General features: G+C 37.6%; 11 protein-coding genes and 2 pseudogenes. 10 read left to right on the top strand and 3 right to left on the bottom strand.

The features are described 5' to 3' along the window. Nucleotides 1–51 precede the first annotated feature (51 nt). The 9 genes and pseudogenes from F948_RS16265 to F948_RS14860 all read left to right on the top strand — a co-directional run. Nucleotides 52–246 (top strand): annotated as a pseudogene (locus F948_RS16265) (LysR substrate-binding domain-containing protein); the annotation flags it as partial. Between the two features lie 213 nt (nt 247–459). Continuing rightward, nucleotides 460–1,395, top strand: coding sequence for an ABC transporter ATP-binding protein (locus F948_RS14895; RefSeq protein ID WP_004965594.1), 936 nt, complete (start codon nt 460–462; stop codon nt 1,393–1,395). After that, nucleotides 1,392–2,165, top strand: a complete 774-nt coding sequence (locus F948_RS14890; protein ID WP_004953671.1) for an ABC transporter permease — start codon at nt 1,392–1,394, stop codon at nt 2,163–2,165. Before F948_RS14895 ends, F948_RS14890 begins: the two co-directional genes overlap by 4 nt. Further along, nucleotides 2,162–2,977, top strand: a complete 816-nt coding sequence (gene queF, locus F948_RS14885) for an NADPH-dependent 7-cyano-7-deazaguanine reductase QueF (RefSeq protein ID WP_004965591.1) — start codon at nt 2,162–2,164, stop codon at nt 2,975–2,977. Before F948_RS14890 ends, queF begins: the two co-directional genes overlap by 4 nt. Nucleotides 2,978–3,010: 33 nt before the next feature. Continuing rightward, on the top strand, nt 3,011–3,670 hold the full coding sequence (locus F948_RS14880; protein WP_004915166.1) for a hypothetical protein: 660 nt from the start codon (nt 3,011–3,013) through the stop codon (nt 3,668–3,670). Between the two features lie 165 nt (nt 3,671–3,835). Further along, nucleotides 3,836–4,978: a rod shape-determining protein RodA gene (gene rodA, locus F948_RS14875; RefSeq protein ID WP_004915164.1), complete on the top strand. Its 1,143-nt coding sequence runs from the start codon at nt 3,836–3,838 to the stop codon at nt 4,976–4,978. A 19-nt stretch (nt 4,979–4,997) separates the two neighbouring features. Continuing rightward, nucleotides 4,998–5,999 carry a lytic murein transglycosylase B gene (mltB, locus tag F948_RS14870; protein WP_004965586.1) on the top strand — a complete coding sequence of 334 codons (1,002 nt, stop codon included), beginning with the start codon at nt 4,998–5,000 and terminating at the stop codon, nt 5,997–5,999. Between the two features lie 287 nt (nt 6,000–6,286). Beyond that, nucleotides 6,287–6,898: a septal ring lytic transglycosylase RlpA family protein gene (locus F948_RS14865; RefSeq protein ID WP_004679681.1), complete on the top strand. Its 612-nt coding sequence runs from the start codon at nt 6,287–6,289 to the stop codon at nt 6,896–6,898. A gap of 144 nt (nt 6,899–7,042) precedes the next feature. Further along, nucleotides 7,043–7,495: an Mpo1 family 2-hydroxy fatty acid dioxygenase gene (locus F948_RS14860; RefSeq protein ID WP_004915160.1), complete on the top strand. Its 453-nt coding sequence runs from the start codon at nt 7,043–7,045 to the stop codon at nt 7,493–7,495. 39 nt (nt 7,496–7,534) lie between these two features. Here F948_RS14860 and F948_RS14855 read toward each other — a convergent pair whose 3' ends face one another. Both F948_RS14855 and sthA read right to left on the bottom strand, forming a co-directional pair. Continuing rightward, entirely contained in the window at nt 7,535–8,008 is a 474-nt protein-coding gene (locus F948_RS14855; RefSeq protein ID WP_004965583.1) for a DUF3465 domain-containing protein, read from the bottom strand. A gap of 80 nt (nt 8,009–8,088) precedes the next feature. Then, nucleotides 8,089–9,504 carry a Si-specific NAD(P)(+) transhydrogenase gene (gene sthA / locus F948_RS14850; RefSeq protein ID WP_004915155.1) on the bottom strand — a complete coding sequence of 472 codons (1,416 nt, stop codon included), beginning with the start codon at nt 9,502–9,504 and terminating at the stop codon, nt 8,089–8,091. Between the two features lie 191 nt (nt 9,505–9,695). Here sthA and lipA point away from each other — a divergent pair, with 191 nt between their 5' ends. Next, nucleotides 9,696–10,709 (top strand): lipoyl synthase, encoded by a 1,014-nt coding sequence (gene lipA, locus F948_RS14845; protein ID WP_004682327.1) that lies wholly within the window; start codon nt 9,696–9,698, stop codon nt 10,707–10,709. A 56-nt stretch (nt 10,710–10,765) separates the two neighbouring features. On the opposite strand, the pseudogene F948_RS16460 reads toward lipA, so the two are convergent. Further along, a pseudogene (locus F948_RS16460) lies at nt 10,766–10,918 on the bottom strand (IS4 family transposase); the annotation flags it as partial.

Below are 10,918 nucleotides of genomic sequence, written 5' to 3'. Positions count from 1 at the left end.
AGGCGGTCTCATGTCTAGGATACTGGGAGCAGTCCATTATGTACCAAAGGACATGGCATCGTCTTCCTACCAGATTTTATTGCTAAAAAATATTTTGATGCAGGTGTTATTTCTCGGTGTTTAGAAGACTATCACAGCCCGAACATGAACTTTTATGCGGTTTATCCCAATGGTCAGAATATCTCTAAAAAGCTTCAAATTTTTATTGATTTCCTGATTAAACAATTTAAAAAATTAAGCTCTTAATTTATTGATAAATTCACCTATTTAACCAACAAAGCTTTATAAAAACGTTTTAAAAACTTTATCTTAATAGAGGCTCTAGCTGTTTATTAATTTGCTTTCTAAATGACTGCTCAACGCTGTTCTATATATAGAACAAGATAAACCACTTTTACACTTGGTTTATTTTTTTATATCGCTCAAAATACGCGTTCAATCTAACAATGAGAGACGTTCATGACTGATGCTTTGGTGTTGAGCGATTTGTCCAAAACTTATCGTAATGGTTTTCAGGCATTAAAAGGTATTAATTTAACCGTACCTGAAGGAGAGTTTTATGCATTATTAGGCCCTAATGGTGCAGGTAAATCGACGACGATCAGTATCATTAGTTCTTTAACTAAAAAAACATCAGGTACAGTTGAAATTTTTGGCCATAACCTTGATACCCACCCTTCATTGGCAAAACAGTGTTTAGGTGTTGTGCCTCAAGAGTTTAACTTTGGTCAATTCGAGAAAACTTTTGATATTTTGGTCACTCAAGCTGGTTACTATGGAATTCCAAAAAAACTCGCTGAACAGCGTGCTGAACATTATTTAGAGAAACTTGGTCTTTGGGAAAAGCGTAACATTCAATCTCGAATGCTTTCAGGTGGTATGAAACGTCGCCTAATGATTGCACGCGCGATGATGCATGAACCAAAACTTTTGATTCTCGATGAACCTACTGCAGGCGTTGATATTGAATTACGCCGTTCAATGTGGGATTTCTTGACTGAAATGAATGAAAAAGGTACTTCAATCATTTTAACGACACATTATTTAGAAGAAGCTGAAATGTTGTGTCGTCGCATAGCCATTATTGACCGTGGTGTGATCAAAGAAGATACCACTATGAAAGGTTTCCTAAATCAACTTAATGAAGAATCGTTTATTTGTGATTTAGCAGAACCGATCGAAAACCTGCAACTCAATATTATTGGCTTTAAATTCGAATTAATCGATCCAGTGACTTTAGAAGTTACGATGGATAAAGCGCATAGCATGAATGATTTATTTTTGATTTTACAATCACAAAATATTCAAGTCAGTAGTATGCGTAACAAATCAAACCGCTTAGAAGAATTGTTCGTAAAAATGGTTGAGAAAAATCTTTCAGGAGCGGATCAATGAACTTTAATCAGTTACAAACCGCTCTTTGGACCTTAGTCGTTAAAGAAATTCGTCGTTTTATGCGAATTTGGCCTCAAACCTTGCTACCACCAGCGATTACCATGAGCCTATATTTTGTGATTTTCGGTAATTTAGTCGGATCACGTATTGGTGAAATGGGTGGCTTTAGCTATATGCAATTCATTGTGCCAGGTTTAATTATGATGGCAGTGATTACCAATAGTTATGCAAACGTTTCTTCAAGCTTCTTTAGTGCAAAATTCCAAAAAAGCATTGAAGAATTGATTATGAGTCCAGTGCCATTACATTTAATTCTTTGGGGTTATGTGATTGGTGGTGTATGTCGTGGTGTATTGGTCGGCTTAATCGTTACTCTGATGAGTTTGTTTTTCACTCACTTGGAAATCTATAATTTCTTTGTAACTATATATACAGTGATTATCACCTCGTTATTATTTTCACTTGGTGGTTTCATTAATGCCGTATATGCAAAATCTTTTGATGATATTTCGATTATCCCAACTTTCGTTTTGACTCCACTCACTTACTTGGGTGGTGTATTTTATGCGATTAGTGCTTTAAGTCCATTTTGGCAAAATCTATCTTTAATTAACCCAATTGTTTACATGGTCAACGCTTTCCGTTTTGGTATCTTGGGACATAGTGATGTCAATGTTTCATTCTCCCTCACTGTTGTCACATTATGTTGTGTTGCCCTTTATGCAGTTGCATATCATTTATTAGCTCGTGGTTCAGGAATGCGTGAATGAGTGTAGAACATTCTTTATTAGGTAAAGACACCCAGTACCCTACTCAATATCAACCAGAAGTATTATTTCCGATTGCTCGTGCTGAATCTCGCAAACTTTATGCCGATATTGAAGGCATAGCGCAAGGCAAAGACTGGTGGCATGTATTTGAGATTTCATGGTTAAACCAACTTGGTTTACCACAAGTGGCTATAGGACGTTTAACCTTACCAGCCAACTCTCCGAATTTAATTGAATCAAAATCACTTAAACTATATTTCAACAGCATGAATTTCACGCAATTTGCATCGCAACAATCATTTGTTGAGACCGTTGAGCGTGATTTATCAGATGCTGCTGGTGCTAAAGTTGAACTGCAACTATTTCAAGTGGATGATTTACAGATTTCTAAACCCCAAGGAATCTGTATAGATGATCTGATCCCTGAACGTCTTTCAGAACATCCAGATTCAAGCTTATTGCAGTACGATGCTGTCAGTGAAGAAAATATTGAAGTAGAACTTTACTCTAATCTTTTGAGAAGTAATTGCCCGGTGACGGGACAACCTGACTGGGGTACTGTTTTTATTCGTTTTCAAGGTAAAAAACCTTGTTATCGCAGTATATTAGCCTATATTATTTCTTACCGTCAGCATAATGGTTTTCATGAACAATGTGTGGAACAAATATTCGCAGATATTTGGCAACACTTAAAACCAGAAAAACTGATGGTCTATGCAACCTATACTCGTCGTGGTGGATTGGATATCAACCCTTGTCGAGTATCTGACTTGTCATGGATGCCCAAGCCGATCCGCTTGGCACGACAATAAAACGAATAAATTTGATATAGAGGACGTTCTTCAATGACCAGTTATTTCGGTATTCTTCCATCTGCAACGTTGAGTCAGGATATTCAACTTGCACAAGCCAACCGTAACAGCAAAGAACCACAATACCCTTTGCGTGACAAGATTTCTCTTCAACTTACTGATGAGCTGATTGACACGATGTTGGTGCATTTGGTACAGCAGTTCCCACCAAGTGACAAACGAGATACAACTGAAGAACTCGCTCAAAAGATTCGTAGTATTGTCTCTACTTTGATGAAGCAATTATTAGGCAAAGCATCGAATGAACAAGTCCTTGAATCTTTAGCTTTCATGGAAAAGAGCTTGTTTATTGATAATGAAGGTAAACAACGTATCGGTACTCAACTACCAGATGCTTTAGTTTCTGACATGAAAAAAAGCTTTGCTGAAGTTGCTGCGGGCAACGGTAAAGAACAACGTGATGCATTAACACAACAGTTCAAATCTTTTGCTGACGCGCTTATTCAACACTTCATGACTGAATACAACAAAACATTGGGTTTAGGCATGGTAAAACGTGGTGTTGCAAGTGTTGCGACTAGCGGTGTTGAAACTGCTGTACATATTGTAATCAAAAAACTTATTCCTAGCTTAAGCCAAGCTGAGTTAGATGTATTCACTAAGCATTTCGATCAGTTGCTCGTTCAGAAATAAGCTTCGAATATTCAAAAAAAAGCGACTATATATAGTCGCTTTTTTTATAGAAAAAGATGAGTCATTTTCAAACTTATATAATGTCACAATTTCTAAATTTGCATTGTCTAAATCAGTGTTTATGTTAGCATTCGCGAAGCATTGATTTACTTGATTTAGAAGCGCATGTCTCCAAGCTCACAGTACAAATTTTTACGTCAAGCACCGCGTGATGGCTTGAGTACTGCCACTCACCCTTCACGGTGGCAACAACTCCATATAGACCCATGGCTTTGCCTATTTCTGGTACTAAATGCATTTTTAGGACTTACCGTCTTATATAGTGCTTCTGCCCAAGATGTTGGTCTTGTCAGTAAACAAGCAATGAGCTTTGGCATTGGTTTTACCGTCATGATTATTCTGGCGCAAATTCCTCCAAAAGTTTATCAAGCATTCTCACCATATTTTTATGTCTTCGGTGTTTTATCTTTAGTAGCCGTTGTTGTGTTTGGCGAAGTACGTATGGGCGCACAAAGATGGATTGATATTCCAGGCTTTGGTAGTGTTCAACCGAGTGAATTCATGAAGATTGGCATGCCAATGATGATCGCATGGTTCCTATCTCGCAAAGCCTTACCTCCTAGTTTGTCTCAAGTCATACTATCTTTGCTGCTCATCCTCGTACCCTTTCTTTTAATTGCAGAGCAACCAGACTTAGGTACTTCATTACTTGTGCTTGCTAGTGGCATTTTTGTACTTTTCTTGAGTGGATTATCATGGAGATTGATTGCTGCCGCTGCTGGAGTTGCTGCTGTAATCATTCCAATTGCTTGGGAGTTCTTACTACACGATTACCAACGACAAAGGGTACTTACCTTGTTAGATCCTGAGGCTGATGCATTGGGTACAGGTTGGAATATTATTCAATCTAAAACTGCGATAGGTTCAGGCGGTTTTTCAGGAAAAGGCTTTTTAGAAGGTACTCAATCTCACTTACATTTTTTACCAGAAGGTCATACCGACTTTATTATTGCAGCCTATTCTGAAGAATTTGGCTTGATCGGCGTTACCCTACTTATTTTCTTATATTGCGCGATTATTTTTAGAACATTTCAGATTGGCTTACAAAGCTTCCATAACTATGGGCGTTTAGTTGCAGGAGCCTTTGGTTTGTCATTTTTTGTTTATGTATTTGTAAATGCAGGCATGGTCAGTGGTATTTTACCTGTAGTGGGTGTGCCGTTACCGTTTATGAGCTATGGTGGAACTGCAATTATTACACTTATGTCAACATTTGGACTTGTGATGTCAATTCATACACATCGATAACGAGGAATTCATAAAACACATGTTTCATCCTAAACTAAATAATACTTTTAAATTTTTAACATTAAGTGCCAGTCTATTTCTGAGTAGTAATTGGGCGCAAGCAAATGAATTTTACACTCATCCAAATTATTTTGCTTTTAAACAAAAAACGATGACTACTTATGGTTTAAGTAGTGAACAAATTGATATTGCAATGAGTGGCGCACGTAATTTATCCAACATTTTAAACATTATGACGCGTCCAGGTGAAAGTAAGCCTTGGTATGAATATCGCTCTATGTTCTTGGTGGAAGGTACAATTCAACGTGGTGTCCGCTTTAAAAATCACTATGAAGATGTTCTGAATCGTGCGGAACAACAATTTGGTGTACCAAAATCTGTAATTTTAGGCATTTTAGGTGTTGAGACAGGTTATGGTGCAAATAAGGGCTCTTTCATCACCCGTGACGCTCTAGCAACCTTAGCTTTTGGTTATCCTCGTCGTGCTGATTACTTCAGTGATGAACTTGCAGCGTTGATCTCATGGACATATAAAGAAGGCTATCCAACCAACAGTATCGTTGGTTCATATGCTGGGGCTATTGGCTATCCACAATTTATGCCGAGTAACATCCAAAAGCTAGGTGTGGATTATGATGGTAATGGACATATTGATTTAAGAAACTCCGCAGTTGATGCAATTGGTTCAATCACGAATTATTTAGCTCAATATGGTTGGCAACGTGATCGTCCAATTGGCTTCCCTGCTCGTTATTTAGGTAACGATCCTGAAAGTATTATTGCTAAGGATTTAACTCAACCAACTCCCTATGGTGAGCTAAAAAGATTAGGTATCGCACCTATTGACCCTTTGGTAAAAATAGATGATCTTGATTTAGTAAATGTTATTCAATTACAAGACCAATTTGGACCTATTTACTACATCACTTATCCAAATTTCCAAGTAATCACGACTTATAATAAGAGTCGAATGTATGCCACAGCGGTGTGGTTATTAGGCACTGAAGTCGCAGGAAGATAACCCGACTTTTTAAACAAAATTTAAAAGTCAATAAATTTATGGCTCAAAAAGGGTGTTAAATAATCAATTTTAATATTTTGTTACAATATTGATTGTTTTTTAATCTAAAACTGTAAGTTTTTACCCTTTTTGTAACTATTTATCGTTAAAGACTAGACACACTTCGTAAGCGCTGAATATTATCCACCCAAGAAAAGTAATTGCAAAAGTGAATAATTAGACATGTGCACTGTATTTCGATGCTGTTTTGTCGAGATAGAAAAACATGTTCTCTAGGAGTTTATACAATGCAGTTTTCGCTGAAATATATTCTAGCGCTGACGGCAGGCTTAAGTTTAAGCCCGTTACATGCTGAAATGGTACAATCATCATCATTAACAAATGATGTTGAAGGTTCTAATTTAGCAGCCCGCGTTTTGAGCAAAGATTCTCAAAATTTTAATTCTCGTTTTTCTAACGTCAATAGTCTTTCAATCACTGAGAGTTCTGGTGACAAAGTACGTCGCCAAACAATTGCTGCTAAAATTGATATCCCTGAAGAAGAGCCTTCAGTGATTGAAAAACTTAACACTGTTGCGTCTAATACTGTACGTAAGTTTAGCCAAACTGGCGTAGCATCATGGTATGGTCGTCAATTTCATGGTCGTAAGACTGCAAGCGGTGAAACATTCGATATGAATGGTTTAACTGCTGCTCATCGTAGCCTGCCATTGAACTGTTACATTCGTGTGACCAATAAAGACAACGGTAAAAGCGTTGTAGTTAAGGTTAACGATCGTGGTCCATTCCATGGTAACCGTGTATTAGATTTATCTTATGGCGCAGCTAAGCAACTTGGTGTTACCAATGCTGGTACTGCTAAAGTAAGTATCGAACGTGTTGATGGTCCAAATTCTTAATATTTAGACTTCCAACTAATAATAAAGCCACGTTTATACGTGGCTTTATTATTTATATTATTTTTTGATTCATTTTTGACCCTCACTACTTTCTTCGCTATAGTAATGACATTATAAATTGTCAATTTAGCAAGGAGTGCAGTTGTGAAATCGATAGATGAATGGTTCGATGAATACAGCGATAGTCACCAAAACCAAACGAATAAAAAAATACATTGGGTATGTGTCCCAGCAATTCTTTTTTCAATAATTGGTATTCTTGCGCATTTTAGTACTCTCCTCACCGCTTTATTGCTTGTACTTACACTCGTTTTCTATGCTCGCTTGGATATCGTGTTAGCTGTGGCTATGGCTGCTTTGTTGGTGGTAATGGCTTGGCTTATTATTATTCTACCTGTAGGGGTAGGATTTTATATCGGCGTGTTTGTAATCGCATGGATTGGTCAGTTTTATGGTCATAAAGTTGAAGGAAAGAAACCGTCTTTCTTCAAAGATCTGCAATTCCTTCTGATTGGGCCTGTATGGTGCATGGATGCCTATTTAGCTAAGATACTACCCAAATGGAAATCTCGTCAAAATTTGGGGCTTTCAAGCTAATTTAGAGCATATTATGGATGGCTAATTAGCTAAAAGAGATTATTGATAGCTTTTCCCTTGATATTTTAGCCATCCATCCACATGTTTTCCTTGTGGATCATGATGAGTCCAATGAATCACTCCACCTTTAGGGCTATATTCATATTCTCCATAAAATTCGACTATTTCACCTTTTCTAAGTCCCTCCACCCGAGGTGCCAAATCAATGTTATGCGCCACTAAAACGGTTAAACCATTCTCCAGTTTTAGAATCATTTTTTGGTGTCTTGAACCATCATTATCATCAGCTAAAATTGCTTTTACTTCACCCTTGGATTGAACTTGAATGTTACTTATCTGTTGTTTATAAGCTTTCATAATCTTATGCTGATCATCAACCGCCGCTTCCTCAACAATTGAAGTCTGAACAACATTATCGTTCAGGTTGTTTTGCTTTAAATCTATACCGACATAAGCAGCAATTAGCACAACAATTATCGTTACGATCACTAAATTATTTTTCTGGATTTTCATATTTAACCTTTTTATTTCAATTTAAATAACAAAATGCCAATCATATTGATTGGCATTTTGTTCATACAACTCTATTAAAGTTAGAATAGACGATTCATACCATTCAAAGCTGCAACACGATATGCTTCTGCCATTGTTGGGTAGTTGAATGTCGTTTCAACAAAATACTTTAATGTATTATTAGGGCTATGCATTACAACCTGTCCAATGTGGATAATCTCTGCGGCATTGTTACCAAAACAATGAATACCTAAAACTTCCAAACTATCGCGGTGGAAGAGGATTTTTAACTCACCTACGGTATCACCAGTAATTTGAGCACGAGCTAGATGACGGAAAGATGCTTGCCCTACTTCATAAGGTACTTTTTCTTCAGTCAATTCTTGTTCAGTTTTTCCAATCGAAGAAATTTCTGGAATGGTATAAATGCCTGTTGGTACGTCTTTAATCGGTTTAACATTTTTCTCACCGACCATGTTTGCACCTGCACAACGACCTTGGTCATATGCAGCAGATGCAAGTGATGGCCAACCAATCACATCACCAGCAGCATAAATGTTCTCAACTTCAGTTTGATATTGATCATTTACCATCAACTGACCACGATTGTTTGGTACAAGACCTACATTCTCGAGTCCTAAACCGTCAGTATTACCTGAGCGACCATTACACCATAAGATGGCATCAGCTTTGATTTTCTTGCCACTAAGCAAATGTAAAACCACATGATCATCAAAGGTTTCTAGGCGATCGATTTGTTCATTGTGACGAATCAATACTCCTTGCTCACGCAAGTGATATGACAATGCATCAGCGATTTCATCATCAAGGTAGCTTAAAAGCTTTTGCTGAGTGTTGATCAAATCAACTTTATGATCTAGACCAATAAAAATCGATGCGTATTCGCAACCAATAACACCAGCACCGTAAATAATGATTTTTTGAATTGAATAATCCAAATCAAGAATTTTGTCAGAATCAAAAACACGAGGATGGTTAAAATCCAAACCTTGTGGCTGATAAGGACGGCTACCCGTTGCAATCACAATTTGTTTACAGATGATGGTATCTTTAATGCCATCTTGACCAAAAATGAGTACGGTATTTTTATCTTGGATATACGCACGTCCATGAAAAACATCAATCTTATTGCGATCATAAAAACGTGTATGAGTATCAACTTGCTGTTGAATCACTTTATGCGCGTTGCGTAACACTTGTTTCATGGTGAATTGTTTCCATTCACCTACTTTTTGAAACATTGGATCACGCTGATAACGGATGATACTTGAAACTGTTTGACGTAAGGCTTTACTTGGAATTGTACCTACATGTGCACAGTTACCACCGAGTTGATCACGTACATCCACGATTGCTACTTTTCTACCTGCTTTAGCTAGCTTCATTGCCGCGCCTTCACCAGCTGGGCCAGAACCGAGAATGACTGCATCAAATTTTACAACATTCCCACCAACGACCTCTTTCTTACGTGGCATTCAAAGCTCCTTTATCTCTTAGCTGTTTACTTCTATATATATGATAACTAATATGCTATGGGTTGATGTATTTCTCAACCATATATTTTTATATATTCACATTTTCAAAATGAATACCTATTTCATCCTATAAACCTATAAATTTGACTATAATAATCGAATATCTCAAGCAATAGGTTGTAGAAAATAAGATGTCTGAACACCGTAAACCTGAACAGGGCATAAAACTTCGTGGCGCTGAAAAAGTCGCTAGAATTCCTGTAAAAGTTATACCTACGGTTGAAGTACCTCGTAAACCAGACTGGATTCGCGTCAAAATGACTGCACCTGAAGAGGTTCAGCGTATAAAAACAACTCTACGTTCGCAAAAACTCCATACTGTTTGTGAAGAAGCTGCCTGCCCTAACCTTCCAGAGTGTTTTGGTGGTGGTACTGCGACTTTTATGATTATGGGCGATATTTGTACTCGTCGCTGTCCTTTCTGTGACGTTGCTCATGGTCGACCAAATGCACTTGATCCTGATGAACCTCGTCATATGGCGGAAACTATTTCAAACTTGGGTTTGAAATATGCAGTTATCACCTCTGTAGATCGTGATGATCTTTTAGATGGCGGTGCTCAACATTTTGTGGATTGTATTAAAGAAGCTCGTGCTTTGAGTCCAAAAACGCTACTTGAAATCTTAGTTCCTGATTTCCGTGGTCGCATGGATATTGCTTTACGCATTATGACTGAATGTCCACCTGACGTTTTTAACCACAATATAGAGACAGTACCTCGCTTATATAAAGCTATGCGTCCAGGCTCAGACTATCAACATTCTTTGAATCTTTTAAAAATGTTTAAAGAATACTGCCCAGACGTTCCTACCAAATGTGGTTTGATGGTGGGTATTGGTGAAACTGAAGAAGAAGTGATTTCTTTACTTGATGATCTTCGTGCTCATGATGTGGACTACGTAACAATTGGTCAATATTTACAACCATCTAAGCAACACGCGCCAATAGATCGCTTTGTAACGCCAGAAGAATTTGAACGTTACGCAGAACATGGTCGTAAATTAGGCTTCAGAAATATTTGGTCTGCACCAATGGTCCGTTCAAGCTACTTTGCAGATCGTCAGTATCATGGTGAACCTGTTCCTGCGGTTCGTCGCAAAGTAGACCCTGCTAAGAAAATTGCTGTACAAACTGTCGAAGCTTAATCAAGTTTGTATAAATTAAAAAAGAGAACAGTCATGTCACTGCTGTCCCACAAATATCACAAGAAGAACCTCAATTGAGGTTCTTCTTGTTTTCGCCATTTTTTATCAGGCACAAAGAGTGACCTTAAAAGTTTCCTTTCAAATAAATTGACCTGAATAATTCTCAGTAAACGCTGAACACTCCATCCTTCTTGTGCCATGTGTTTAGC

It is taken from the genome of Acinetobacter junii CIP 64.5, assembly GCF_000368765.1.
Taxonomy (GTDB): domain Bacteria; phylum Pseudomonadota; class Gammaproteobacteria; order Pseudomonadales; family Moraxellaceae; genus Acinetobacter; species Acinetobacter junii.
Note: the sequence above shows the minus strand (reverse complement) of the source record. Positions and strands in the feature narration are given on the sequence as shown.